The sequence below is a fragment of the Kaistia terrae genome (assembly GCF_026344005.1).
GTDB classification, from domain to species: domain Bacteria; phylum Pseudomonadota; class Alphaproteobacteria; order Rhizobiales; family Kaistiaceae; genus Kaistia; species Kaistia terrae.
In genome coordinates, this window is record NZ_JAPKNH010000014.1 from 38,317 (window position 1) to 64,814 (window position 26,498).

General features: G+C 64.4%; 23 protein-coding genes. 9 read left to right on the top strand and 14 right to left on the bottom strand.

Annotated features, from left to right (window positions below):
- Nucleotides 1-114 precede the first annotated feature (114 nt).
- The 5 genes from mnmE to OSH12_RS24180 all read left to right on the top strand — a co-directional run bounded on the left by mnmE (nucleotide 115) and on the right by OSH12_RS24180 (nucleotide 5,860).
- A complete protein-coding gene (gene mnmE / locus OSH12_RS24160) occupies nucleotides 115-1,443 on the top strand; it encodes a tRNA uridine-5-carboxymethylaminomethyl(34) synthesis GTPase MnmE (protein WP_380224676.1) in 1,329 nt (442 codons plus the stop codon).
- A 95-nt stretch (nucleotides 1,444-1,538) separates the two neighbouring features.
- Nucleotides 1,539-3,422, top strand: a complete 1,884-nt coding sequence (gene mnmG, locus OSH12_RS24165; protein ID WP_266346204.1) for a tRNA uridine-5-carboxymethylaminomethyl(34) synthesis enzyme MnmG — start codon at nucleotides 1,539-1,541, stop codon at nucleotides 3,420-3,422.
- Nucleotides 3,419-4,054 carry a 16S rRNA (guanine(527)-N(7))-methyltransferase RsmG gene (locus tag OSH12_RS24170; RefSeq protein WP_266346205.1) on the top strand — a complete coding sequence of 212 codons (636 nt, stop codon included), beginning with the start codon at nucleotides 3,419-3,421 and terminating at the stop codon, nucleotides 4,052-4,054. Before mnmG ends, OSH12_RS24170 begins: the two co-directional genes overlap by 4 nt.
- A 27-nt stretch (nucleotides 4,055-4,081) precedes the next feature.
- Complete coding sequence (locus OSH12_RS24175; RefSeq protein WP_323180723.1) at nucleotides 4,082-4,930, top strand: ParA family protein; 849 nt, start codon at nucleotides 4,082-4,084, stop codon at nucleotides 4,928-4,930.
- 45 nt (nucleotides 4,931-4,975) lie between these two features.
- A complete protein-coding gene (locus OSH12_RS24180) occupies nucleotides 4,976-5,860 on the top strand; it encodes a ParB/RepB/Spo0J family partition protein (protein WP_266346206.1) in 885 nt (294 codons plus the stop codon).
- A 51-nt stretch (nucleotides 5,861-5,911) separates the two neighbouring features.
- Here OSH12_RS24180 and holA read toward each other — a convergent pair whose 3' ends face one another.
- The 3 genes from holA to leuS form a co-directional block, all read right to left on the bottom strand.
- Nucleotides 5,912-6,943, bottom strand: a complete 1,032-nt coding sequence (gene holA, locus OSH12_RS24185; RefSeq protein ID WP_266346207.1) for a DNA polymerase III subunit delta — start codon at nucleotides 6,941-6,943, stop codon at nucleotides 5,912-5,914.
- A 219-nt stretch (nucleotides 6,944-7,162) separates the two neighbouring features.
- Nucleotides 7,163-7,753 carry an LPS assembly lipoprotein LptE gene (lptE, locus tag OSH12_RS24190; RefSeq protein ID WP_266346208.1) on the bottom strand — a complete coding sequence of 197 codons (591 nt, stop codon included), beginning with the start codon at nucleotides 7,751-7,753 and terminating at the stop codon, nucleotides 7,163-7,165.
- Nucleotides 7,740-10,373: a leucine--tRNA ligase gene (gene leuS / locus OSH12_RS24195; protein ID WP_266346209.1), complete on the bottom strand. Its 2,634-nt coding sequence runs from the start codon at nucleotides 10,371-10,373 to the stop codon at nucleotides 7,740-7,742. Before leuS ends, lptE begins: the two co-directional genes overlap by 14 nt.
- Nucleotides 10,374-10,666: 293 nt before the next feature.
- Here leuS and OSH12_RS24200 point away from each other — a divergent pair, with 293 nt between their 5' ends.
- Nucleotides 10,667-11,398, top strand: coding sequence for a YggS family pyridoxal phosphate-dependent enzyme (locus tag OSH12_RS24200; protein WP_266346210.1), 732 nt, complete (start codon nucleotides 10,667-10,669; stop codon nucleotides 11,396-11,398).
- A 261-nt stretch (nucleotides 11,399-11,659) separates the two neighbouring features.
- Here OSH12_RS24200 and OSH12_RS24205 read toward each other — a convergent pair whose 3' ends face one another.
- Entirely contained in the window at nucleotides 11,660-12,166 is a 507-nt protein-coding gene (locus OSH12_RS24205; RefSeq protein WP_266346211.1) for a L,D-transpeptidase family protein, read from the bottom strand.
- A 198-nt stretch (nucleotides 12,167-12,364) separates the two neighbouring features.
- Between OSH12_RS24205 and OSH12_RS24210 the strand changes: the two genes are divergently transcribed.
- Both OSH12_RS24210 and OSH12_RS24215 read left to right on the top strand, forming a co-directional pair.
- Nucleotides 12,365-13,048, top strand: a complete 684-nt coding sequence (locus OSH12_RS24210; protein ID WP_266346212.1) for a response regulator transcription factor — start codon at nucleotides 12,365-12,367, stop codon at nucleotides 13,046-13,048.
- Nucleotides 13,049-13,100: 52 nt separating this feature from the next.
- On the top strand, nucleotides 13,101-13,580 hold the full coding sequence (locus tag OSH12_RS24215) for a cyclic nucleotide-binding domain-containing protein (protein ID WP_266346213.1): 480 nt from the start codon (nucleotides 13,101-13,103) through the stop codon (nucleotides 13,578-13,580).
- Between the two features lie 24 nt (nucleotides 13,581-13,604).
- On the opposite strand, the gene OSH12_RS24220 is transcribed toward OSH12_RS24215, so the two are convergent.
- The 10 genes from OSH12_RS24220 to tesB form a co-directional block, all read right to left on the bottom strand.
- Nucleotides 13,605-14,396 (bottom strand): SDR family NAD(P)-dependent oxidoreductase, encoded by a 792-nt coding sequence (locus OSH12_RS24220; protein WP_266346214.1) that lies wholly within the window; start codon nucleotides 14,394-14,396, stop codon nucleotides 13,605-13,607.
- Nucleotides 14,397-14,460: 64 nt separating this feature from the next.
- Nucleotides 14,461-15,039 (bottom strand): SRPBCC family protein, encoded by a 579-nt coding sequence (locus tag OSH12_RS24225; protein ID WP_266346215.1) that lies wholly within the window; start codon nucleotides 15,037-15,039, stop codon nucleotides 14,461-14,463.
- Nucleotides 15,036-15,443 (bottom strand): ArsR/SmtB family transcription factor, encoded by a 408-nt coding sequence (locus tag OSH12_RS24230; protein ID WP_266346216.1) that lies wholly within the window; start codon nucleotides 15,441-15,443, stop codon nucleotides 15,036-15,038. The genes OSH12_RS24225 and OSH12_RS24230 overlap by 4 nt, the downstream gene beginning before the upstream one ends.
- Nucleotides 15,444-15,794: 351 nt before the next feature.
- On the bottom strand, nucleotides 15,795-16,598 hold the full coding sequence (gene xth / locus OSH12_RS24235) for an exodeoxyribonuclease III (protein ID WP_266346217.1): 804 nt from the start codon (nucleotides 16,596-16,598) through the stop codon (nucleotides 15,795-15,797).
- Between the two features lie 622 nt (nucleotides 16,599-17,220).
- Complete coding sequence (locus OSH12_RS24240; RefSeq protein WP_266346218.1) at nucleotides 17,221-17,886, bottom strand: LolA family protein; 666 nt, start codon at nucleotides 17,884-17,886, stop codon at nucleotides 17,221-17,223.
- Between the two features lie 154 nt (nucleotides 17,887-18,040).
- Nucleotides 18,041-20,596, bottom strand: coding sequence for an FtsK/SpoIIIE family DNA translocase (locus OSH12_RS24245; RefSeq protein WP_266346219.1), 2,556 nt, complete (start codon nucleotides 20,594-20,596; stop codon nucleotides 18,041-18,043).
- Between the two features lie 193 nt (nucleotides 20,597-20,789).
- Entirely contained in the window at nucleotides 20,790-21,971 is a 1,182-nt protein-coding gene (locus OSH12_RS24250) for an aminotransferase class I/II-fold pyridoxal phosphate-dependent enzyme (protein ID WP_266346220.1), read from the bottom strand.
- A gap of 191 nt (nucleotides 21,972-22,162) precedes the next feature.
- The gene (locus OSH12_RS24255; protein ID WP_266346221.1) at nucleotides 22,163-23,500 is read right to left on the bottom strand and encodes an ammonium transporter; all 1,338 of its coding nucleotides are present in this window, start codon (nucleotides 23,498-23,500) and stop codon (nucleotides 22,163-22,165) included.
- Nucleotides 23,501-23,651: 151 nt separating this feature from the next.
- A complete protein-coding gene (locus OSH12_RS24260; RefSeq protein ID WP_266346222.1) occupies nucleotides 23,652-23,990 on the bottom strand; it encodes a P-II family nitrogen regulator in 339 nt (112 codons plus the stop codon).
- A gap of 290 nt (nucleotides 23,991-24,280) precedes the next feature.
- A complete protein-coding gene (gene tesB, locus OSH12_RS24265) occupies nucleotides 24,281-25,135 on the bottom strand; it encodes an acyl-CoA thioesterase II (RefSeq protein ID WP_266346223.1) in 855 nt (284 codons plus the stop codon).
- A gap of 100 nt (nucleotides 25,136-25,235) precedes the next feature.
- On the opposite strand from tesB, the gene OSH12_RS24270 reads away from it, so the two are divergent.
- On the top strand, nucleotides 25,236-26,480 hold the full coding sequence (locus tag OSH12_RS24270; protein WP_380224690.1) for a ubiquinone biosynthesis hydroxylase: 1,245 nt from the start codon (nucleotides 25,236-25,238) through the stop codon (nucleotides 26,478-26,480).
- Nucleotides 26,481-26,498: the final 18 nt, after the last annotated feature.

The following is a 26,498-nucleotide window of genomic DNA, read 5'->3' on the forward strand; positions in this document are numbered from 1 at the left end:
AGGGTAGACCTCCATGGCGGGTGCGCAAGCGTTGGCTGCGGAGATGCACCAAAGCCCTGGGCCACCGGATTGGCCGAGGGGTACAGAGATCAGGCAAGGATTGAGTAGGCGGGAATGACCATCGAACGACACGACACGATCTTCGCCTTGTCGAGCGGCGCGGCGCCCTCTGGCGTGGCCGTCATCCGTTTCAGCGGCGCGAACGTTCGATTCGGACTCGAAACGTTGATTGGTGATGTACCCGCGCCCCGGATGGCGGCGCTGCGGACGCTACGCGCGCCTGGATCGGAAGACATTCTTGATCGTGGACTCGTTCTGTTCTTTCCGGGTCCGGCCAGCTTTACCGGGGAGGACGTCGCCGAATTGCAGGTTCATGGCGGCCGCGCGGTTATCGCCAGCGTGCTGAAGGCGCTTGGAACTCTGCCAGGATATCGCCATGCCGAGGCCGGTGAATTCACCCGCCGCGCCTTCGAGAACGGCCGCGCCGACCTGACCGAGATCGAAGGCCTGGCCGATCTGGTCGCCGCTGAAACCGAAATGCAGCGCCGTCTGGCGGTTCGGCAGGCGGAGGGCGAGCTTCGAAAGCTCTACGAGGATTGGCGGCATCGCCTGATCCGCGCCCGCGCCTTGATCGAGGCCGGACTGGACTTTGTCGATGAGGAAGATGTCCCGGATGACGTCATGGCGCCAGCATGGCAGGAGGCAGCTTCGGTCGCCCGCGAGATGGCGGCGCATCTGGATGATCAGCATTTTGGCGAACGGGTGCGGAGCGGCTTTGAGGTCGTGCTGCTGGGCGCGCCGAATGTCGGCAAGTCCAGCCTGATGAATGCGCTCGTGCGCCGCGAGGCGGCCATCGTCACGGCCGAGCCTGGCACCACCCGCGACCTGATCGAGGTCGCGCTGGATATTGACGGCCATGCCGTGACGCTGATCGACACGGCGGGATTGCGCGAGACGGAAAGTGTTGTCGAGCGCGAGGGAATTGCCCGCGCCCGTCGTCGGGCGGGCGTTGCCGACTTGGTCCTCGCTCTGTCGGACGAGGACTCCTGGCCCGAAACGATTTCCGAAAATGGCCCAATCCTAAGGGTTCGTACGAAGCTTGACCTCATTGATTCGGACTCGAAACGAGTCGCGAGCGAAGCCGATGTTGCTGTGTCGGCGCGTAGCGGCACCGGCCTGGATAACCTGATCCGCGCCATTGGTGGCGCCCTGCGGCTGGCACGTCCCATGCCCTCGGCCTTGATTACCCGGACACGCCAGCGTGACGGCATCGCACGGTCGCTTGCCTATCTTCAGGAACTGGAGCGCGAAGGCGATCGCGCTATCGAGGTGAAGGCCGAGCTCCTGCGCAGCGCCGCCGACGCGCTTGGCCGGGTGACCGGCAAGGTCGATGTTGAGGACCTGCTCGACGTTATCTTTGCCGAATTCTGTATTGGCAAATAGGCATCGTTTCGCATCCGTGTTCCACGTGAAACAGTTTTGTCTTTGACGCGGTTCGGCCAAGCGACTACGAAAACGCGATCAACAGGATCGGAACTATGACGAGCGCAGCAGACGCCATTTTTGACGTCGTCGTGATTGGCGGCGGCCACGCTGGAACGGAAGCGGCCGCTGCCTCGGCGCGGCTCGGCGCCCGCACGGCCCTAGTGACCCATTCGCGCGACACCATCGGCGTCATGTCCTGCAACCCGGCCATTGGCGGTTTGGGCAAGGGACACCTCGTTCGCGAAGTCGATGCCTTGGACGGATTGATGGGGCGTATCGCCGATGCCGGTGGCATCCAGTTCCGCATGCTGAACCGCCGCAAGGGCCCGGCCGTGCGCGGACCGCGCGCCCAGGCAGACAGAAAACTCTATCGCGAAGCGATGCAGGCCGAAATCTTCTCGACCGCTAATCTGACCGTGGTCGAGGGCGAGGCGGATGACCTGACGGTTGTCGAGGGCCGGATTGCGGGCGTCGTGCTGGCCGATGGTCGTCGGATTGTTTGCGGCGCGGTGGTGATCACCACGGGCACCTTCTTGCGCGGGCTTATCCATCTGGGCGAGACCCAGACTCCTGCCGGGCGTGTCGGCGAAAAGCCGGCGATGGGCCTTTCCGCTGCTCTGGAACGCCACGCCTTTAATCTGGCTCGACTGAAGACCGGTACGCCGGCCCGTCTTGATGGCCGCACCATCAATTATGATGGTCTCGATCGCCAGCCCGGCGATGACGAGCCGGAACCGTTTTCGACGCTGACGACGCGCATTGATCGCGAGCAGGTTGATTGCTTCATCACGCGCACGACCGAAGCGACCCATGCGGTGATCCGCGCCAATCTGCATCGCTCGCCTATGTATTCCGGCCAGATTGAAAGCCGTGGCCCGCGCTATTGCCCGAGCATTGAGGATAAGGTTGTCCGCTTCGCCGAGCGCGATTCACACCAGATCTTCCTGGAACCGGAAGGGCTGGACGATTCCACGATCTATCCGAATGGTATTTCGACCTCCTTGCCGGAGGATGTGCAGCGCGCGCTTGTCGCGACCATTCCCGGATTGGAAAACGCGGTCATCCTGCGGCCAGGCTATGCGATCGAATATGACCATGTCGATCCGCGCGAACTGACCGCGTCGCTGGAGACCAAGAAGGTCGAAGGCTTGTTCCTCGCCGGACAGATCAACGGCACCACAGGTTACGAGGAAGCAGCGGCGCAGGGCGTCGTCGCCGGTCTCAATGCGGCGCGTCGCGCCGGTGGCCAAGACGGCGTCGCCTTCAGCCGGTCGGACAGTTACATCGGCGTGATGATCGATGATTTGATCACGCGCGGTGTCACCGAGCCCTACCGCATGTTTACCTCGCGCGCCGAATATCGGCTGTCGCTGCGGGCGGATAATGCCGATCAGCGCCTGACGCCGTTTGGCCTCTCCATTGGCGCGGTTGGCGCCCGTCGCGAAGCAGCCTTCGCCGCCAAGCTGGAGCAGCTTTCGCAGGCGCGCAAGGCCTTCGCCGCGCATAATCTGACGCCGAATGAAGCCGTGAAGGTTGGCCTGGGTGTCAATCAGGACGGCGTACGACGTTCGGCCTTTGACCTCTTGGCCTATCCCGATATTGATGCGGCACGGTTGGTGCAGGTCTGGCCGGAGCTTGGCCGTTTCCAGCCTGCCATCCTCGATCAGATCGAGGCCGACGCGAAATACGCCGTTTATTTGAATCGGCAGCAAAACGATATCGACTCGGTAAAGCGCGACGAGGCTGTGGCGCTGGGTGACGATCTCGATTACAGCCGCATCGAAGGGCTTTCGAACGAACTGCGCCAGCGCCTGATGCTGGTTCGTCCGGCAACGCTTGGCCAGGCAGGCCGCATAGAAGGCATGACGCCGGCAGCGCTGGCGCTTCTCCTGACCACGGCGCGTCGTCGCCCTCAAGCCATCCGGACCGTTGCATGACCGATACGATCGCGGCCGTCGAGGCCATTCTCCCCGTTTCACGTGAAACACGCGAGCGGTTGGAGTGCTATGTCGCACTTCTGCGAAAGTGGCAGCCGGCGCAAAACCTGGTGTCGCCGAATACGTTGGGCCAGATCTGGACCCGGCATGTCGCCGATTGCGCGCAGCTGGTCGCCCTGTTTCCGGACACGCGAAAGTGGATGGATCTCGGCAGCGGCGCCGGCTTGCCCGGCATGATCACCGGCATTCTGCTGGCCGATCAGGAGGGGGCTATCGTCCATTGCGTCGAGGCCAATCAGCGCAAATGCGCCTTCCTGCGCACCGTCATTCGCGAGACGGGCGCCAAGGCCATCGTGCATGAAGGCCGGATCGAATCGGTTCTGAAACAATGGAGCGAGCCGGTCGAGCGCATCAGCGCCCGCGCGCTCGCCTCGCTGACCAACCTGCTCGATCTCTCCGCTCCGGTTCTCGCGGCCGGTGCCACAGGAACCTTTCATAAAGGTGAAGATTTTGAGTGGGAACTCGAGGATGCCTCTAAATCTTGGTCTCTCGATCTGATAAGACACAAGAGCATGATCGATGAACGTAGTTCGATCGTCGAAATTTGCCGGGCAGAGCGCCGGACCAACTGATCCCGCGCTCCATCCAAGAGGCCGCCGATGTCTTATGCCGACTCGTTTTCCCCGCCGTCGCTGTTACCGCCCTTGCCGCGTGTGATCGCGCTCGCCAACCAGAAGGGTGGCGTCGGCAAGACGACGACGGCGATCAACCTCGGTACGGCGCTGGCCGCAATTGGCGAAGAAGTGCTGATCGTCGATCTCGACCCGCAGGGCAACGCCTCGACCGGGCTCGGCATCGACCGCAAGAGCCGCTTGCGATCGACCTATGATGTGCTGGTCGGGGAATCGACCCTGGCCGAGATCGTCATGGAAACCGCCGTGCCGAGACTTTCGGTAGCGCCGTCGACCATGGATCTGCTGGGCGTCGAACTGGAAATCGCCAGCCGGTCGGACCGCGCCTTCAAGTTGCGCCGCGCCATCGCCAGCCACATGCAGCGGCCGGAATCGAGTCGGAACCGAAACTATACCTATGTGCTGGTCGACTGCCCGCCCTCGCTCAATCTGCTGACGATCAACGCGCTGTCGGCGTCGCATTCGATCCTGGTGCCGCTGCAGTGCGAGTTCTTCGCGCTCGAAGGCTTGAGCCAGCTGCTGCAGACCGTTGATCAGGTCAAGCATGCGCTGAACCCGGAACTGTCGATCCACGGCATCGTGCTGACCATGTTCGATAGCCGCAACAATCTGGCCAGCCAGGTGGTTGCCGATGTGCGGGCGCATATGGGCGATGTCGTCTACGACACGGTGATCCCGCGCAATGTCCGCATCTCGGAAGCGCCGTCGCATGGCAAGCCGGTGCTGCTTTACGACTTCAAGAGCACCGGCAGCCAGGCCTATCTCCGGCTCGCCTCGGAGATCATTCAACGCGAAAAGCGCCTGCGCGCAGCCTGATTTTTTGGCGCGGCGGTGGAATCCAGTTTTGCAGGAGTTGACGCTATGAGCATGGAAGATGGATCGCGCCGCAGGCTTGGACGCGGACTTGCCGCTCTCATCGGCGATGTTGGCCAGGAATCGGCGCCGGTAGATCGCTCGCGCAATTCGCGCCGGGTGCCGATCGAGTACCTGCGTGCCAATCCGCGCAATCCCCGCAAGGCTTTCGAGGAAGCGGATCTTGCCGATCTGACGGCCTCGATCCGCGAAAAGGGCATCATGCAGCCGATCCTCGTTCGCCCGGTTCCGGGCGGCGGGACGGACGCGTATGAGATCATTGCCGGCGAGCGGCGCTGGCGCGCGGCGCAGCGTGCGGCGCTGCATGACGTGCCTGTTATCATCCACGACGTGAATGATCAGGAAGCGCTCGAGCTCGCGATCATCGAGAACGTCCAGCGCGCCGATCTGAATGCGCTCGAGGAAGCGCTGGGTTACCAGCAGCTGATCGACGAATTCGATTATAGCCAGACGGCGCTGGCGGACGTGATCGGCAAGAGCCGGCCGCATGTCGCCAACACGCTACGCCTGCTGAAGCTGCCGCCCGCGGTTCAGACCTATCTGCGCGACGGCAAGCTGACGGCGGGCCATGCCCGCGCGCTCGTCACCGTAGACAACCCGGAAGCCGTGGCGCAGCGCATCGTCGAGATGGGTCTGACCGTTCGCGACGCTGAGGCGCTGACGCAGAACGAGCCGAAAAAGGGTGGCGCCCAGCGCGCCGCCAACCGGGCCGAGAAGGACGCGGACACGCGGGCGCTGGAAAAGCTGCTCGGCGACAGCCTCGGCCTGATGGTGACGATCGACCACAAGTCGAACGGCACCGGCGAGCTGAAGATCCGCTACAAATCGCTGGAACAGCTCGATGAAATTTGCCGGCTGCTGAAGCGCGAGTAGCGCTTCGGCATAGGTCCAAATTTCAATCGATCGAGTTAGCCGGCGAACATTCTAGCGTCGGACGCGGGCCATCATCGCGACGGAAAGCAAGGCCTGGGCAATGACTTCGTCGGCTATGTTTGCCTTTAGCCGGCTATCAAAGATCGCCCGATCCAGACGTTCGAGCGCCAGCATCAGCCGATCGGCCGGCCAGATGCGCAGCTGCTGTTCCAGCTTGCCCTTGCGCTGGAAGAAGATGCCGCCGGCATTGCGCTCGATCGCGGTTGCCGAAGGCACGCCGTCCTCGATCGCCGTCTTGATCCGGTGCAGCAGCTGGAAATGACGCAGCGCGGCGTTGGCGACAACAAAAGCCGCCGTGCCGGAGCCGAGGATGCGCCGAAATGCCTTGTCGAGGCTGCCGGCGTCGCCCAACGCCGCCGCATCGACAGCCTCGTCGGTGGCCGAAGCGCCGGCATCGCCGACCACCGCGCGTACCGCCTCGACATGGATCGACGGCTCACCCAAGGCATACAGGCAGAGCTTTGCGACTTCGGAGCGGCTGGCGAGCCGGTCGGCGCCAAGCAGGCTGCGCAGCAGCGTGCGGGCGTCCGGATCCATCTTGAGGCCGGTTGCCTGCAATTCGGAATCGATCATCCGGTCGAGCGCCGCATCATTGTCGGCGTAGCAGGCAAGCGCCGCCGCACCGCGCGAATTCTCACAGAGCTTTCGGAGGCCGACACCCTTCTTGATGTCGCCAGCCTCCAGGATGATCCAGGCGTCCTGGGGTGGATTGGCGAGCACGGCCTCGACGGCGGCCTGGATTGGCCGGTTGCCGGCGACCTTGACCCAGATGGCGCGGGAGCCGCCGAACAGGGCGATGGTGTTGGCTTCGTCGGCGAGGCGGCCGGTGTCGGAAGCAATCTCGGAGGAATCAATCCGGACGAGCGCGAAGGGGTCGTCGCTCTTGCCGAGAATTGTCTTGGCGAAGGCGCTGGCGCGCTCGGAGATGAGGCCGGTGTCGCTGCCATGCAGCAGCACGACGCGGATGCCGGGATCCGGCCGGCTCAAAAACCGGTCGGCATCCTGAGGTTTGATCTGGACCATGGTGTTGTCGTCCGGGCCGAAGGCTGTAGAGCGAGATCCATCTGGCAAGAATCCGGCTATTCGCCTCTCCCCGAGGGAGAGGTCGGAGCGGAGCTCCGAGTAGGGGCTTAGGCAACCATCGGGTGAGGCCGTAAACCCTCACCCGCCGGCCTTCGGCCGTCGACCTCTCCCTCAGGGAGAGGTGACAACGGCGTTCGTTCCGTGCGGCTGCACTTCAGTCTAGCTGGACTTGCCCCGGGCCAGCGCCGCGGCGAGGCGAAGCTGGATGTCCTCTGCGACCGATTGCGCCGCGCGGTTCTGGGCGTCGATCTTGGCACGCTCGTTGGCGAAGGCCTGGTTCGAGCGGTCATAGGAGGCGATGCCGCGGTTCAGCGAACGAAGGATCACCTTGCCGGTGCTGATCTCCTTCAGCTCGTAGGCAACGGTGACGGTGACCGAATAGGCCGGCGCCGTCTCGTCGCGCTCGAAGCCGAGACGCGCCTCGGAAGAGGTGACGCGCAGCGACAGATCATAGAGCGGCGGGGATGCATTGCCGCCGCCGGTGAAGCCGAAAATCAGATTGTTGCGGACTTCCTGGCCGACGCGGTCGCTGACATCCTCGACCTGGATCGCCTTCAGGCTGCTCCCGACGTTGGGGCCATTGGCAATCGGCATGTAGACCGGCTGGATGGTGCAGGCAGAGGCCAGCGCGCCAAGCGCGAGGGCAACAAGGCCGCTCCGCGCCATCCGCGAGATGCCCCCGAACCGAGACTTGCGCGCCGAGGCGGCGACAAGCCGTGCCAAATCCTGTCCGCGATCAGACGACGACATTGACGATCCTCTTCGGCACGATGACGATCTTGCGGGGGACGCGGCCTTCGAGCGCCTTGATGACGCCATCGAGCGCCAGCGTGGCCGCTTCGATCTCAGTTTCGGATGCGGTTGCCGAGATTGTCAATTCGGCGCGCTTCTTGCCGTTGATCTGGATCGGCAGAACGAGCTGATCCTCGACCAGCAGGGCAGCGTCGACGACGGGCCAGGGCGCTTCGGCCGCCAGCCCTTCGCGACCGAGCACGATCCAGCATTCCTCGGCGAGGTGCGGGATCATCGGGCCGATGGCAGCCACCAGGAACGTCGCCGCTTCGCGCAGCGCGAAGGCGAGATCGTCGGCAGGCTTTTCGCCGCTCGTTTCGGCGTTCTTGCGGGCGCTCGAAATTGCTTCGGCAAATACGTTGGCAAAGCCGTGGATGCGGGCGACGGCGACGTTGAAACGCAGCCGGTCGATGTCGTCCTCGACATGGGCCGCCAGCTTGTGCGTCGCGCGGCGCAGCGCATCGGCTTCCGGGCCGATAGCGTCGGGCTTGGCCTGGCCGGCTTCGGAAAGCTCGACCGCCTCGCCGACCAGACGCCAGAGGCGCTGGGTGAAGCGCCATGCGCCCTCGATGCCGGCTTCCGTCCATTCGCTGTCGCGCTCGGGCGGGGTGTCGGAAAGCATGAACCAGCGGGCGCAGTCGACGCCATAGGTGTCGGCGACCACTTCCGGCGGCACGACATTCTTCTTCGACTTCGACATCTTCTCCGGCGGGCCGACCGTGACCGGCTCTTCGGTGCCGATCTTGACGGAGGTGCCGTCGGCGCGCTTCTCGACCTCTTCCGGGAACAGCCACTTGCCGGCCGAATCCTTGTAGGTCTCGTGCACGATCATGCCCTGGGTGAAGAGACCCGCGAAGGGCTCCTTCACCGAGACGCGTCCCGTGTGTTCCAGAGCGCGGGTAAAGAAGCGCGAATAGAGCAGGTGCAGGATCGCGTGCTCGATGCCGCCAATATATTGATCGACCGGCAGCCACTGATCGGCGGCTTCCTGGCTCAGGGCGGCTTCGCCGGGCGTGCTGGCGAAGCGGGCGAAATACCAGGACGAATCGACGAACGTGTCCATCGTATCCGTCTCGCGCGTCGCCGCCTCGCCGCAGTTCGGGCATTTGACGTGCTTCCACGTCGCGTGCCGATCCAGCGGATTGCCGGGCTGGTCGAAGGTGACGTCGTCCGGCAGCTTGACTGGCAGGTCCGCCTTCGGCACCGCGACCGGGCCGCAGCTCGGGCAATGGATGATGGGGATCGGGCAACCCCAATAGCGCTGGCGCGAGATGCCCCAGTCGCGCAGGCGGAAATTGACTTGGCGCTTGGCCTGCGGCGCATTGCCGAGCAACTGGCCTTCGAGGCGCAGCGCCACGGCTTCCTTGGCCTCGGGGATGGACATGCCGTTCATGAAATCGGAACGGAACAGCGTGCCGTCATCGGTATAGGCGACGTCGCCGACATTGAATGTCAGCGAGTCCGCACCTTCCGGCAGGACGACGGCCTGAACCGGCAGGTCATATTTGCGGGCAAAGTCGAGATCGCGCTGATCATGCGCCGGGCAGCCGAAGACGGCGCCGGTGCCATAATCCATCAGGATGAAGTTGGCGACATAGACCGGCAGGTACCAGCCCGGCACCAGCGGGTGCTTGGCGCGGATGCCGGTATCAAAGCCCTTCTTTTCCTGCGTCTCGATCGCTTCGGCCGAGGTGCCGGTACGGCCGCATTCGACGATGAAGTCGGCCAGCGCCGGATTGTTTTCAGCGACCTTGGCGGCGAGGGGATGGTTGGCGGCGATGGCGACGAAGGAAGCGCCATAGAGCGTATCCGGACGGGTCGTGTAGACCTCGATCTCGGTCTCGCCGGTCGGGGCGGAAATTGCGTCGAGGCCGAAGCGGACCATCAGGCCCTCGGAACGGCCGATCCAGTTCTTCTGCATCAGCCGGACCTTGTCCGGCCAGCGCTCGAGTTCGTCCAAGGCGCCGAGCAGCTCTTCAGCAAACTCGGTGATCTTGAAGAACCACTGCGACAGCTTGCGTCGCTCGACGAGCGCGCCCGAACGCCAGCCGCGACCGTCGATCACCTGCTCATTGGCGAGCACGGTGTTGTCGATCGGATCCCAATTGACCTCGCTCTCCTTGCGATAGGTCAGGTTGGCCGCGAAGAAGTCGGTGAAGATACGCTGCTGTTCGGCGTAATAGGACGGATCGCAGGTGGCGATCTCGCGACTCCAGTCGAGCGACAGGCCGAGCAGCTTCAGCTGCGCCTTCATCGTCTCGATGTTTTCGTACGTCCAGATCTTCGGATGGCTGTTGCGCTCGATGGCGGCGTTTTCCGCCGGCAGGCCGAACGCATCCCAGCCCATCGGATGCAGGACATTGAAGCCCTTCATCCGCTTGAATCGGGCCACCACGTCGCCCATCACATAATTGCGGCCATGGCCGATATGGATGCGTCCAGACGGGTAGGGGAACATCTCGAGCACGTAGTATTTCGGACGCGGATCGTCGTTCTTCGTCTCGAAAATGTTTTGTTCGGCCCAGACACGCTGCCAGCGCGGTTCGGCATCCCGAGGGTTGTAGCGTTCTATGGCCATGGTCCGTCGTCGAAAAGAGTGGGAAAAGGGCGACGAATGCCGCCGGAACAGGGTGCGACCTTCACCAGAAACGCGCCGTCCGGTCAACCGCTATCGCTGCCGCAGGCGTCGAGGCGGGCGTTCGGGCCGCCTTCGGTCGGTTGAGCGCCACCGCCCGCCATGCTAGGCGCAGCAACATTCTGGAGCCTTTCCCTGTTTCAACGAACGGCGTAACGCTCTCATCCCTTGCAGGACCGCGCTTTCCTCACGCGAACCGCGTCCCTGCGCTCGAAAACGCTCCAGCTGGAGGCGACATGCCCGATCTCAAGCCCGATGATGTCCAGTCCCGGCTGGCTTCCGTCCTCGCCCGCATAAGGGACAAGGAAGTGCAATCCGGCCGCCAGCCGGGTTCGGCCCAGCTGATCGCCGTGTCGAAGACCTTCGATGTCGACGAGATTCGTCCCGTCATCGCCGCCGGCCAGCGCCGCTTTGGCGAAAACCGGGTGCAGGAGGCGCAGGCCAAGTGGCCGCTGCTGCGCGAAATGGCGGACGATATCGAGCTGCATTTGATCGGCCCGCTGCAATCGAACAAGGCGAAGGAAGCCATCGCGCTTTTCGACGCGATCCATACGGTCGATCGCGACAAGATCGCAGGCGCGCTGGCCGACGAGATTGCCAAGCAGGGCCGGACACCAAAACTGTTCGTGCAGGTGAATACCGGGCTGGAGCCGCAAAAGGCTGGCATTGCGCCGCGTGAGGCGGCCGAATTCGTCGAGCGTTGCCGCACGGTGCATGGGCTCACGATTGGCGGGCTGATGTGCATTCCGCCGGCCGGCGAAGCGGCAGGACCGCATTTCGCGCTGCTGGCCAAGATGGCGGCCGAGATCGGCGTGGAAAATCTCTCCATGGGCATGAGCGGCGATTTCGAAACGGCAATTGCTTTTGGCGCGACGCATGTGCGCGTCGGCGGCGCGATCTTTGGCTCACGCCCGCCGGTGGTGACGGAGCCCGTCGCGCCTGTGGTCCCGGAAGAGCCTGCGGCCTGATCTGTCACCTGGTGATGCTGCTTCGTTACCTCTCCCTCAGGGAGAGGTGAAAGAAGGAGGATCGCAAGGCGATCCGGCAGTTCTGCCAGACACACCCTCCATCATCCTGAGGGGCTTTCGCAGAAAGCCGTCTCGAAGGACGCAGGGCCGGTGTGCCATCTGCCCGGCAAGATGCGTTGCATGACCGTCCTGCGCCCTTCGAGACGGCCCTTCGGGCCCCTCAGGATGTTGAGGGTGGTGTGCTGCAGCTTGGCAGGGGAGCTACCTTACCTCGATCGCCGCGCCGCGCCGGAGACGTTTTAGAACTCGGCGCATGTCGGAGAGGTGGACGGCGACGCAGCCCTCGGTCGGCGTAAAGCCAGGCCGCGCCAGATGGAAGAAAATGGCGCTGCCGCGGCCCTGGCTGCGGCGCGAGATGTTCCAGTCGAGAATGACGACGACATCATAGAGAGAATCGTCGCGCCACATCGTTTCCGAGCTGGCCGGATAGGGCCGGCAAACGGGGCGGTTGTAGTTGCGGTCGCCGACGGCGTCGCACCAGCCATCCGAGGCGCGTGTCGCCCGCAGCGGCAGATTCGTCGTCGGGCGAAGAACCCGGTCGGCGCGATAGCGGATGTCGAGCAGCCGATAGCGGCCGGCGGGGGTACCGCCATCGCCTTCGCGCTTGTTGTGGGTGATGCCGGAGCGACCCAGCGCGCATGGCACGCGCAGGCTGCCTATCCGCAGTATGCCCTTTGTTGGTGCGCCGGGCCGGGCCTGAACGAACAAGGTCTGCCGTCCGCGAGGCGCGCGAAGGCGTGTTGCGGCATTTGAAGGAGATGTTTCGTAAGACAAGTACCGCTCTTTCCGGAAACGCGCCGCTTCTTGCGCCGCACCGTGATTGAGGTCTAAACCTTAGTCGACCGAATTAGAAACGCACCTCGGATACTGCCACGAAACCCGAGGAAACCGTCAGGGGCAAGCGCAATGGCTGCACGGCGAATTCTGGTCGTCGATGACGACGATCTGCTGCGCGAAAGTCTGGTCGAGCAATTGTCACTCTACGAAGAGTTCGAGCTGATGGACGAGGGGACGGCCACCAAGGGCGTCCAGCGCGCCCGGGCCGAACCGACCGACCTGTTGATCATGGATGTCGGCCTGCCCGACATGGACGGGCGCGAAGCGGTAAAACTGCTGCGCAAGGGCGGCTTCAAGGCGCCCATCATCATGCTGACCGGGCATGATTCCGAATCCGACACCATTTTGGGTCTGGAAGCCGGTGCCAACGACTATGTGACGAAGCCGTTCCGGTTCGCCGTGCTGCTGGCCCGCATCCGCGCGCAGCTGCGCCAGTTCGAGCAGAGCGAAGACGCCACCTTCACCATCGGCCGCTACACGTTCCGCCCCAGCGCCAAGCTGCTGCTCGACGAGCGCGGCCAGAAGATCCGTCTCACCGAAAAGGAGACGTCGATCCTGAAATTCCTCTATCGCGCCGGCGAGAAGGTGGTCGGCCGTGATATCCTGCTGCATGAAGTCTGGGGATATAATTCCGGCGTCACGACGCACACGCTCGAAACTCATATCTATCGCCTCAGGCAGAAAATCGAACGTGAGCCGTCGATTGCGGAACTTCTCGTGACCGAAGCGGGCGGATACAAACTGGTTCCATGATACAGGTTGTTTGTATGCTGCTTCGATCGCGGCTCGGAGCAGGAATGTCGGCGTGACGCTTGAACAGGATATAGCCCTTCTCTCGACGGTGCCGCTCTTCGCGGAGCTGGCGACGGATCATTTGCGGCTGATCGCCTTCAGCGCGACGCGGCTGGAATTGCCGGCGGGGCGCGTGCTGTTTCGGGGCGACAGCAAGGCATTGTCCGGCTTTGTTGTGATGTCGGGCGAGATCGAAATGTCGGTCGGCCACGGCGAGACGCTCAAGCAGCTCGGCGTTTACGGTCCCGGTACGCTTCTGGGCGAGGTGGCGCTGTTCATCGAAACACGCCGGCCGGCGACCGCGACCGCCGCCGGCGACGCGCTGGTGATCGAGATCGACCGCACGCTGATGCGCCGTATCCTGACGGAATATCCCGACGTGGCCGCGCGGATGCACACGCGCATCGCCGACCAGCTGATGGAAACCGTCCACGAGCTTGGCGGTCTGGAAGCCAGGCTCGACAGCGGCCCCGACGCTGCCGGGAACCGCTAGCAGCCCCGGACGGGGCTTCGCGCTTCAATCCAGTATCGAGCCGCAGGTCAAATTCGCCAGCGCGCCGGTCATGGCGCCGGCCCTATCCGAGGCGACGAAGGCGGCATAGTCCGCTACCTGTTCCAGCTTCGGCAGCCGGCCAAGCAGCGTATCCTGCCTGGCATGCTGTTCGATCCACGCGTCCGTCGTCGTGCCCAAACGCCGCGTCATGTCGTCGAATAGCCCCTGCGTATAGGAAAGCGGGATCGCGTCGGGGATGGCATCCGAGCGCAGGCAGATCACCCGTATGCCCGAACCACCCAGTTCCACCGCCAGCAGCCGCGAAAACGTCTCGACCGCGCCGCAGGCGACGCCATGGCCGAGGAAGCCCGGACTGGTAATGCGCGATCCGGGCGCGGTCAGCGTCAGGATCACGCCGCTCCCCTTCATGTGCCGCGCCACCGCTTTCGCGGTGACGAAATTGGTGCGGAGATTGTCCGTGATGACATGCATGAACTCGTCAACGCCGACCTCTGCCATTGGCCGACCCTGGGTGTGGACGATGCTGACGGCGTTGAGCGCAACGTCGATCCCGCCCGCCTGGGTGGCGACACGGTCGGCATGGTCGCGGACGGCCTTCTCGTCCAGCGCGTCGACAATTTCGACATGCACCTGGCCGCCTTCGGCACGGATATCGGCGGCGACGCGCTCGAGCCGCTCCAGCGTCCGGCCGGCGAGGAAGATCTCGGCTCCCTCGCGGGCGAAGGTGCGGGCGGTCGCGCCGCCAATGGCGCCGCCGCCGCCATAGATCACGGCAATCTTGTCTTTGAGCAGCATGACAGCCTCCCTGGCTGGAAGTGATGGAATGCAGTTCGTCGGCAGTGTGGGGGCTGGCGTTCGCCTACCAGGGCGGAATGCGCTGGTCGTAGACCGCGTCGAGCCGGGTCATGCTGCGCCAGAAGCTGTCGGGCGCCTCGCCGGCCAGGGTCGCTTCGAGAATGCCGAGATGGGTGTGCCAGCCGGCCGAGACGCTGACCAGCGCGTCGCGCGAGGGCAGGCGGGTGTGTGTCAGCCGCAGCAGCACCTTGTCGCCCTTCGGCTCCAGCTCGATGCGTACGTCGGATACCAGCTCCGGCCCATGCTCCCACCGAAAGCCGAACAGATGCGGCGGCTCGCAGGCGGTGACGCGGCCGAGGATTTGGCCCGGCCCGGCATGCTCGGCATATTTTGGTGGCGGCAGGTCACCGACCGCTGAAAGATCGGCATTCTGGATCTGGATCTCGACGTTGCCGCCGACGCGGGGCTCGATCTCGCCGCCGCCAAACCAGCTCCGCCGTTTGTCCGGGTCGATCAGATAACTCCAGACCCGCTCGATCGGGCCCGTCATCAGACGCTCGATGCGCACGGCGTCGCGTGCAAATACATCGCCAAGGCGGTCCTCTGCCGGTTCGCCAATTCTCATTTCGCCAAGATTGTTCATGACCCTGCTCCTTCGCTGGTGTCCTGGTTGCCTTGGGGTGCTTGAGTATCTTTGGAATCCTGGGTTTTGGACGCGGCGTCGTCGGCCGCGAGCAGGTCGTCGAGAATGTCGAGGCGCTGCTGCCAGAACTTTTCGTAGTGGCGCATCCATTCCATGCCGGCATGGAGCGGCGCGGCCTCGAGCCGGCAGAGATGCGTGCGGCCCTTGATCCTGCGGGCGACCAGCCCGGCGCGCTCCAGCACCTTGATGTGCTTCGAGGCGGCGGCGAGCGTGATCGAAAACGGCGCGGCCAGTTCGCTGACCGTCTGTTCCGATTGCGACAACCGCGCCACCATCGCCCGCCGGGTCGGATCGGCCAGGGCGTGGAAGACGTCGTTGAGATGGGGGGCGCTATGTTCAACCATGTAGTTGAATATAGCGCGCGCCGAAGAATAGTCAACCGATCGGTATAATTATGGGCCGACGATACGCTGCCGAGCTTCTGGACCACGCCGATGGTCCCGCTCCGCCATCATCCTGAGGCGCTTCGCGTCAGCGAAGCCTAAGTCCAATTGTTTCCATCAGGGCCCTCCCTGGACCCTCCTTCGAGGCCCGGCTTCGCCGGACACCTCAGGATGATGGTCGAGCATTTCGACTTGCGGGCTGGACGCTCAGGATGATGGGCGCTGCTGGGTTGCCGGGGGGCTGCCGCAGGAAGGGCGCACGGCCATCATGCCGTGCACGGCTTCACCCCCGGGAAAAACCTGCCAAAGATCCTAGATCGCCAGCCGCGCGATGACCGGGACGTGGTCGGACGGCTTGTTCCAGCCGCGCGCTTCGGTGATCACCTTGATGCCTTGCAGGCGGGCGCGCAGTGGCGGCGTCACCCAGACATGGTCGAGGCGACGGCCGCGATTGGACGTTTCCCAATCCTTGGCGCGGTAGCTCCACCAAGTGTAGAGCTTCTCGTCCATCGGCACGAACTGGCGCATCGCGTCGATCCAGCCGCCGGCCTCGCGGACCTCTTCCAGCAGCTTCGTCTCGACCGGCGTATGGCTGACGACATTGAGCAGCTGCTTGTGCGACCAGACGTCGTGCTCATAGGGCGCGATGTTCAGATCGCCGACGAGGATGGCCGGGCCGCTGGTCTCCGCGCCAGTCAGCCAGGTCTTCATTTCTTCCAGGAAGCCGAGCTTGTGGGCGAATTTCTCGTTGATCGCGACATCGGGTTCGTCGCCGCCGGCGGGAATGTAGAAATTATGCAGCGTGATCGGCAGTTCGCGATCCGTCAGCGTGACCGAGATATGGCGGGCGTCTTCCTTGCCGAAAAAGCCGCGCCGCTTCGTCTCGATGAACGGCTTGCGCGAGACGGTGGCGACGCCGTGATAGCCCTTCTGGCCATGGACGGCCTGGTGCACATAGCCCAGCTTGTTGAAGGCGCCGGCCGGGAAATTGTCCTCGATGCACTTGATCTCCTGCAGGCAGAGCACATCCGGCCGGTGCGCCTCCAGAAATGACGTGACGAGGTCGATCCGCAGGCGAACCGAATTGATGTTCCAGGTGGCGATGCTGATGGTCATGGAAAGCCCCGGCGGAGGAAGAACCGCGGGGCCCGCAATACGCAATCGGGCCGTGGATGCCAATGAAAAACCGCGGCAGGGGACTTCCCGGCTTGGTCGGACGGCTCCGCCGTCATCCCGAGTGTTTGGCTCGTAAGTCGAAGAACTCGAGCATTATCCTGAGGCGCTCGGCGCAGCCGCGCCTCCAAGGAGGGGCCATGAAGCGCCCTGATGGAGACGATGGCATCTGGGCTGCGAGGTCGAAAGGCCCAGCTGGAGCCTCCTTCGAGGCTTCGCTGACGCGAAGCACCTCAGGATGATGGCGGAGCGCTGGCCCGAATGTCTGCAGGAATTCCTGGGCCCTCCTTTGAAGCCCGGGCGCCTCAGGTCTTGTCCCGGAAATCCGAAAAGGGATGCCACGAAAGGAAACGCCCAGCTCCGGGGGGAAGCTGGGCGTTGCGCTTTTCAGCGCCTTGCGCCCGTCTAGTGACGCGGCGCTTCGCGGGACCATCTTCGGCGAGACGGGGGGCACTACCGATCGATGGAATGGCCCGCTGTTCTATGATTTGGGAGCGCCAGGATCGAATTCAAGGTTTTGGAGCGGTTCCAAACCAGCCGTTCGTTCACAAGGTCGCGAGCCGGATCACTTCAGGCTCTTGTTGGGCAGGTAGTAGTTGATCTTGAAATGCTTGGGGTCAGCCGGCTTGCCGATCTCGACGTCATAGACGGCGACCGAGGTGTCGAGACCCTGCGCGTCGGTGACGACCCACTGGCGCAGCTCATAGGTCTTGGTGTCGAAAATCAGCTTCAGGCTGCCGCCGCCGAAGGCCGACCCCTGCTCCAGAACCAGCGAGATCAGGTCCGGTTCCTCGATCAGCTTGCGCACGATGTTGGACGAAGTCAGGTCCATCTGGTCGGCGAGAAGATAGCGCAGCGGCGTCTTCTTCAGCGGATAGAGGTCCTGCGTCATCATCTTGTTGTCGCGGATTGCGACCTGGTTGCCGTCGGCAACGACGTCCATCTTCACCGGCGGGCTGTAGTTGAAGCGGATCTTGCCGGGACGGGCGAGGAAGAACACGCCCTCCGACTGCTCGCCGCTCGGGCCGAACTGGATGAAGCGGCCCTGCATGGTGCGGATGGAATTGAAATAGGTGTTGATCTTGCGCAGCGCCGCCATCTGCTGGGCGTTGAAGGCCGCTTGCGCCTGGCCGGGAAGGCCGATCGCGCCGAGCGCGACCGCGGCACCAAGCCCAAGCGTGGTGGTCAGGAAGCGACGCCGGGTCGAATTGGCCTGCATATCGATCGTCACGATGGACATCCTTCGCGTGGTTCGCGTTTTTGCGCCGTTCGCGATCGTCATTCGCGATTCTTGGCCGCTACGTGTGTCGATAGCGCCGGCACTTGCCGGTTTGAAAACGCCTTGCCTCGAAACCTAGTTCCGCTTGATGGCGATTTCGCGTTCGTCAGAACCGGCCGTCTTCCTCGCCTTCGACGAGAATTTCGCGTTTTCCTGCATGGTTGGCGGCCCCGACAAGGCCCTCCTTTTCCATGCGCTCGATCAACGAGGCGGCGCGGTTGTAACCGATGGAGAGGCGACGCTGGATATAACTGGTGGAGGCCTTGCGGTCGCGCAAGACCACGGCGACGGCCTTGTCGTAGAGATCGTTCGATTCCTCGCCGCCCACTACCGACGAACCTGAATCGCCGCCCTCATCGCCAGAGCCATCGTCTTCGGTGATGGCGTCGAGATATTCGGGACGTCCCTGCAGCTTGAGGTGGGAGACGATCTTTTCCACTTCCTCGTCGCTGACGAAGGGACCATGGACACGCTGGATGCGGCCGCCGCCGGCCATGTAGAGCATGTCGCCCTGGCCCAGCAGCTGCTCGGCGCCCTGGTCGCCGAGAATGGTGCGGCTGTCGATCTTGGACGTGACCTGGAACGAGATGCGGGTCGGGAAGTTCGCCTTGATCGTGCCGGTGATGACGTCGACCGAGGGACGCTGCGTCGCCATGATGACGTGGATGCCGGCGGCACGCGCCATCTGCGCCAGGCGCTGCACGGCGCCTTCGATATCCTTGCCGGCCACCATCATCAGATCGGCCATCTCGTCGATGATGACGACGATGTAGGGGATCGGATCCAGCGGCAGGTCTTCCTGCTCGTAGACTGCCTCGCCCGTCTCCTTGTCGAAGCCGGTCTGGATGGTGCGCGTCAGGATCTCGCCCTTGGCCTGGGCCTGGCCGACGCGGGCATTGTAGCCGTCGATATTGCGGACGCCGACCTTCGACATCTTGCGATAGCGGTCTTCCATCTCGCGCACGGTCCATTTGAGCGCGACGACGGCCTTCTTCGGGTCGGTGACGACGGGCGTCAGCAGATGCGGGATGCCGTCATAGATGGAGAGTTCCAGCATCTTCGGATCGATCATGATCAACCGGCACTCCTGCGGCGTCAGCCGGTAGAGCAGCGACAGGATCATGGTGTTGATGGCGACCGATTTGCCCGAGCCGGTGGTGCCGGCAACCAGCAGATGCGGCATGCGCGACAGGTCGACGACGACGGGCTCGCCGCCGATCGTCTTGCCGAGGCCGATCGGCAGACGCGCCTTGGATTGCTCGAAATCGTTGGCGGCCAGCATTTCGCGCAAGAAGACCATTTCGCGGCGGGCGTTCGGCAGTTCGATGCCGATGGCGTTCTTGCCGGGAATGACGGCGACGCGGGCGGCGATCGCGCTCATCGAGCGGGCGATATCATCGGCCAGGCCGATGACGCGCGACGACTTGATGCCGGGCGCGGGTTCGAGCTCATACAGGGTGACGACGGGGCCGGGCCGGACATGGATGATGTCGCCGCGAATGCCGAAATCGTCGAGGACGCCTTCCAGCACGCGGGCGTTCTGCTCCAACGCCTCGGTGTTGATCTTGGCGCGCGGATCGACGGCGCGGGGCGGGGTCAGGAAGTCGAGCGTCGGCAGTTCGAAGACGTCGTTGCGGCCGCGCGTCGTCTGTGGCTCGCGCGTCTGGCGCTTGCCGGGTTTTGGACGGGCCGCTGGCTGGGCGGTGCGCGGGGCGACCGCCGCCGGCATATCCGCCTCGTCGTCTTCCGACCAGTCGTCGAATTCCTCTTCGACCGGCGCTGTCTTGACGCGCGCGCTCGCTTGTCCGGCCATGCGCGGCTCGACGCGTCCGCTGCGTCCTTCGCCGGCTTCCGCCAGCGCGCGGCGTTCGGCCTTCTCGGCGCTGCCCCTGCCGAGCAGGCGGCCGAGGCTCGCCCGGGCCGAGTAGCCAAAGTGCGCCAGGGCGCCGAGCGGCACGGCGAAGAAGCTCGAGCGCTCCTCCTCGCCCATCATGTCGTCGGCATCATCGAAATTGTCGTCGGCGCGCGGACGTTTGGGCGCGGCGCGGGCCGGCTCGCGGACCGGCAGGGCTTCGTCGTCCTCGCGACCGAAGCGCAGGAAGCCGGTGGCATGAAGGAACAGGGCCAGCGCCACGGCGGCGAAAATCGCGCCAGCCACGAAGCTGGCGTTGGTGCTGACCGGTGTGCCGACGATGAGCGCGGGAATTCGGGCGAAGATGTCGCCGATCACGCCGCCCATGCCGGTCGGCAGCGGCCATTTGGCCGTCACCGGCACCAGCGCCAGCAGGGCTGCCGCGAAGGCGCTCGCGCCGAGCCAGGAAAGCAGCATGGTCTTGCGGAACTTGCGACCGCCGAACAGGCAACGCCAGCCCCAGACCACGGCCGGCAGCAGCAGCACCGAGACGGCGAGCCCAAAGAACTGCATCAGCAGATCGGCGATGATGGCGCCGGGCAGGCCGAGCATGTTGGCGGCGGGCTTGGTCACCGCATAGGACAGCGACGGATCGTCGACGGTCCAGGTGGCCAAGGCCGTGGCAATGGCAGCGGTGCCGGCGATGAGCGCCAGCCCGACCAGATGTCCGAGATGTTTGCGGACAAGCCGGCTCATGCCGTCCTCGTCCTCGGAGGGCATGGGCATCGAAACCGATCGTGTCGAACGCATTGTCCGGTCATGTCCTTTGCACGCGCGTGCTGTGTGTCGCCGATGCTATCGGAGCCATCACGGCACGGCCTCCTTCGTTCGAGCCTCGGTCTTCCGAAACCAGCCCCGCTTTCGGGCCCGATGCTCTAGTCGTACCGCTTCACCGAAGCGGTTTATTCCTGCGGCGAAGCGTTCCGCTTCGCTTCAAAACGGTCTAGCCGAGAACCCGCGCCATACGGGTCAAGGCTTCCTGGGTCGTCGCCTGATCCTGGACCATGGCGACGCGAATAAAGGGTGTGCCGGGATTGCTCCCGTCCGGCAGCGGCAGCGACAGATAGGCGCCGGGAATAGTCCGCACGCCGGCTTCGCGCCACAGAAGCTGCGCCGCCTCGACGCCGTCGCCGACTTCGAGCCAGAGGAAAAAGCCGCCCTCGGGCCGCGTGGCGCGGACCTTTGGGCCCAGCGTTGCCAGCGCGGCATCGTATTTGGCGTTGTAGAGGGCGCGATTTTCCGCGACGTGGCTTTCGTCGGAATAGGCGGCGACGGCCACGGCCTGGATCGGGCCGGGTACCTGCGGTGCGCCGACATTGCGGAAATGGTGCCAGTTGTCGAGGAAGGCGGGATCGCCGGCGACGAAGCCGCAGCGCAGCCCCGGGAGGTTCGACCGCTTCGACAGCGAATGGAAGGTCAGGATGTTGGCATAGCCGGCGCCGAGCCTGTCGGCCGCCTGCAACACGCCGGGCGGCGGCGTCGCGCGGTAGATCTCGGAATAGCACTCGTCGGCGAAGACCATGAAATCGAAGCGGCGGGCGATGGCGATCACGCCGGTCCAGTCGTCAAGCGTCGCGACATCGCCCTGCGGCGCGGTCGGCGAGGCAATGTAGACGGCGATGGTGCGAGCCAGCACGTCCTCGGCCACATTGGCCAGATCGGGGAACGAGCCCTCTGTGCCGGAGCCGAGCAGGACGACTTCCGCGCCGGCGACTTCGGCGCCGGCGGCATAGGCCTGGTAGAACGGATTGGGCAGCAGCACGACCGGCTTCTCGATGTCGGACCGGCGCTGGCGCGCGCTCAGGGCGGCGAGCGTCAGGCCCTCGCGAGAGCCGTTCAGCGGCAGCACCATGTGTGCGGGATCGATGCGGGCCTGGAGGCCGTAGCGCGTGTCGAGCCAGGAGGCGATGGTCTGGCGAAAGGCGTCGGTGCCGCGAATGGGCGGATAGCGGCCGAAAAGCGCGACATTTTCCGCGATCACAGGCGCCACGAAGGACGGGATCGGATGTTGCGGCTCGCCGATGGTGAGGTTGATCGCCGGCAGACCGGGCTCGACGCCTGCCAGAAGCTCGTTCAGGCGGGCGAAGGGCGAGGTCGATTTGCGGGCGTTCGTCGGGCCGGGCATGCGCCGATCCTTGTCTTGATTACACAGAAAGCAAACCGTAGCGGCCGTTGGTTAAGCTGGCTTTAACCATGGCGGGCGGCGGCCAAAAAAAGACCCCGGCGGGAGGGGCCGGGGTCTCTTCGTTCTGGAAGGTGTTGTTTTTGCGGTGGGCGTCGTTGCGCCCACCGGTATCCATTTCGCTCGAAAGCGTCTTAGCCGTGGTAGGCGCGCTCGCCGTGCTCGACGATGTCGAGGCCTTCGCTCTCGACTTCCTTGCGGACGCGCAGGCCGACGACGACGTCGACGATCTTGTAGAGGATCGCCGAGCCGATGCCGCACCAGGCGATGGTGAACAGCACGCCTTCGATCTGGACCCAGAGCTGGTGGCCCATGCTGTAGCCCTCGATGCCGACGCCGCCGAGCGACGGGCTGACGAGGACGCCGGTGGCGATGGCGCCGACGATGCCGCCAACGCCGTGGATGCCGAAGACGTCGAGGCTGTCGTCATAGCCGAGCGAGTTCTTCACCGTCGTGACGAAGAAGAAGCAGATGATCGAGGCGCCGAAGCCGAGGACGATCGCGCCGACCGGGCCGATGAAGCCGGCAGCCGGGGTGACGGCGACCAGGCCGGTGACGACGCCGGAGATGGCACCCAGCATGGAAGGCTTGCCGCGTGTGATCCATTCGATCAGCGACCAGCCGATGGCAGCACCCGCCGTCGCGACGAAGGTGTTGATGGTGGCAAGACCGGCAACCGCACCGGCCGAGAGAGCCGAACCGGCGTTGAAGCCGAACCAGCCGACCCACAGCATTGCTGCGCCGACCATGGAGAGGGTCAGCGAATGGGGAGGCATCAGATCCTTGCCGAGACCGTTGCGCTTGCCGATGAGCAGGGCGCCGACGAGACCGGCGACACCGGCATTGACGTGAACGACCGTACCGCCGGCGAAATCAAGCGCGCCGCGCTGGAACAGCCAGCCGGTCGACTGCCAGACCGAGTGGGCGATCGGCAGATAGACGATGGTGATCCAGAGGATCATGAACAGGATCACGGCCGAGAACTTCGCGCGCTCGGCAAACGAGCCGACGATCAGCGTGGCGGTGATCGCCGCGAAGGTCATCTGGAACGACACGAAGACATATTCCGGGATCGTGCCGGAGAGCGAGGCCGGGGTGACGCCGGCGAGGAACGCCTTGGACAGGCCGCCGATCAGCGGGCCGCCATCCGTGAAGGCGAGGCTGTAGCCGTAGAAGACCCAGATGATCATCGCGACGCAGGCGATCAGGAGAACCTGCATCAGCACCGACAGCATGTTCTTGGTGCGGACGAGGCCGCCGTAGAACAGGGCAACGCCCGGCACGATCATGGCGAGCACGAGCACGGTGGAGATCAGCATCCAGGCGGTGTCGCCGGAGTTCAGCGCCGGCTCGGCAGCTGCGACCGCCTCGACTGCAGGTTCAGTGACGTCCTGCGCGAAGGCTGCGAAGGTCGACGCCAGCAGCGCGCCTCCGGCCGTCACAAGAGAAAGAGGAGCATTTCGAAGGTTCATTAGAAGTTCTCCTGTCGGTCCGGTTTTTTCGCCGGCTGCCAGCGCCTGGGTCGTTCCCGGATCGCGGCTGTTGTTCGATGGGATGGCTTGGTGATCAGTCTGAAGGGTGCCACCCGCTGGAGCCAGCGAAGGGCGCGGGCGGGAGCGGCGACTAGAGCGCGTCGGTGTCGGTCTCGCCGGTGCGGATGCGGACAGCCTGCTCGATCTGGTAGACGAAGATCTTGCCGTCACCGATCTGGCCGGTCTTGGCGGCGCTCGCGATGGCCTCGACGACCTTCTCGACGGCTTCGCTCGCCACGGCGACTTCGATCTTGAGCTTGGGCAGGAAGCTGACGGCGTATTCGGCGCCGCGATAGATTTCGGTGTGGCCCTTCTGGCGGCCATAACCCTTGACCTCGGTCACGGTCAGGCCCTGCACGCCGATTGCCGTGAGGGCATCGCGCACCTCATCCAGCTTGAACGGCTTGATAATCGCCATCACGATTTGCATCGGTTCGGATTCCCATTCTCTCTGCGTCTGGTGGATGAGCCTCGATTTCTCTCGGCCCCCGGAACGATCGCGCGGACAATCGATCGCCTTCGCTGGCAAACACCAATCAAGGTCCGTGCCAACTTCCGAAATTCTGACGAAAAAAATGCGAATAGTGCAAAAGGGCGGCAGACAAGCCGTCACAAGATGGGCTTTGCCGCGATATCGCCGCAAAATCTGATCGCTCCATGAGCAATCTGAAGCATTTGCCTAATTATTATGCATTCAAGAAGGGCGTGCCTTCGGAATGATCAGCGGGTGACGGGCCGGACCAGGCCTTCTTGCGCCACCGAGGCGACGAGAACGCCCTTTCGGTCAAACAGGCTGCCGCGATTGAATCCGAGCGCGCCATGTGCGGAAGGGCTGTCCTCGACATAGAGCAGCCAGTCATCCATCCGGAATGGCCGATGGAACCACATGGCATGATCGAGGCTGGCGACCTGCAGCCCCGGATCGAAGGCCGAACGACCATGCGCCATCAGCGTCGTATCGAGCAGCGTCAGGTCGGAGGCATAGGCGAGTACGCAGCTGTTCAATACGGCATCGTCACCGATCGACGTCCGGGCGCGAATCCAGATCGCGTGGCTGTTGCGCGCCTCGTCGCGGCGGAAATAGCTCTTCAGATCGACCGGCCGCAACTCGATCGGCCGCAGCCGCTCCCAGTAACGCCGCACGCCGGCCGGGGCGCCTTCCAGCAGGGCTACGCCCTGTTCGTCATCCACCGGCAGGTCTTCCGGCCCCGGCACGTCGGGCATTGCGATCTGGTGTTCCAGGCCTTCCTCGCGGATGTGGAACGAGGCCGACATGATGAAGGTGGTCTGGCCATGCTGGGTCGCCACGACGCGGCGGGTTGAAAAGCTGCCGCCATCGCGGACGCGCTCAACGGCGTAGATGATCGGCGCGGCCGGGTCGCCCGGCCGCAAGAAGTAGCCATGCAGCGAATGAACCGGTCGGTCGACGACAACCGTGCGCGAGGCGGCGACCAGCGCCTGGCCGATGACCTGGCCGCCGAAAACGCGCTGCCAGCCGGGATCGAAGCTGCGACCCCGGAACAGATTGTGTTCCAGCGGCTCCAGATCGAGTATCGAGAGGAGATCCGTGATCATGCTTGCATCGGTCGCGTTCGGGAATTCGAGTATCGGTCGGCCGCGTTCAGTTGCGGCCGCTGGCCGATCAAGTCAAGCGGCGGACTGCCGGAAGGGATGGATGTCTATGGGCGCGAATGAAGAGCGAGTTCCCGCCATTGACGTGCTGATCGCCGGCGGCGGTTATGTCGGGCTCTGCACGGCGCTGGCTCTGAAACAAGGCGCGCCCTCGCTTTCCGTCGCGGTGGTGGATCCGGCGCCGGCCGGAGCAGGATCGCGCGACGGCCGCGCCTCGGCGATCGCCGCCGCTGCGAAGCGGATGCTGGAAACGCTCGGCATCTGGGCCGAGATCGCCACGACCAGCCAGCCGATCACGGAAATGATCGTCACCGACAGCCGGCTGCGCGATGCGGTGCGGCCTGTGTTCCTGACCTTTTCCGGCTCGGTCGAGAGCGGCGAGCCCTTTGCCCACATGGTTCCGAATGGGGCGCTGGTCGGCGCTCTCTCCGAATCGTGCCGTGCCGCCGGCGTCGAACTCATCGCTGGTGATTCGGTTGTCGATTTCGTCACCCGCGCCAGCGCCGTCGATGCCAAGCTCGGCAGTGGCCGGACGATCTCGGCCCGCCTGCTGGTCGCCGCCGATGGCGCGAAGTCGCGGCTGCGCGATCTCGCCGGCATCCGCACGGTCGGCTGGTCCTATGGCCAGTCCGGCATCGTCACGACGGTGCAGCACGAGCGCCCGCATCACGGCCGGGCCGAAGAGCATTTTCTGCCCGCCGGCCCGTTCGCCATCCTCCCCTTGCCCGGCAACCGTTCTTCGCTGGTCTGGTCCGAGCGGACCGAACATGCCGACCGGCTGGTCGCGGCCGACGACTTTACCTTCCAGCTCGAACTGGAGCGCCGCTTTGGCCACCATCTCGGTGCCATCGAGCCGATAGGTCCGCGCCGCGCCTATCCGATCGGCCTGAAACTGGCGCGGTCGTTCATTGCTCCGCGCGTGGCGCTGGTCGGCGACGCGGCGCACGCGATCCATCCGATCGCCGGCCAGGGGCTCAATCTCGGCTTCAAGGATGCGGCGGCGCTGGCGGAAACCGTGGTCGAGGCGGCCCGATTGGGGCTCGACCCCGGCACGCTCGACATTTTGGAGCGCTACGAGCGCTGGCGCCGTTTCGACACCGTGCAGATGGGCATCGTCACCGACGGGCTGACGCGGCTGTTTTCCAACGACAATCCGGCACTGCGGATACTTCGCGATGTTGGACTGGGCTTGGTCGACCGGCTGCCGCGCCTGAAGGACAGCTTTATTGGCGCGGCGTCGGATGTCGGGCAGGCCGGACCGCGCCTGCTGCGCGGCGAGACGATTTAAAAGCCTCTCAGCAACGAC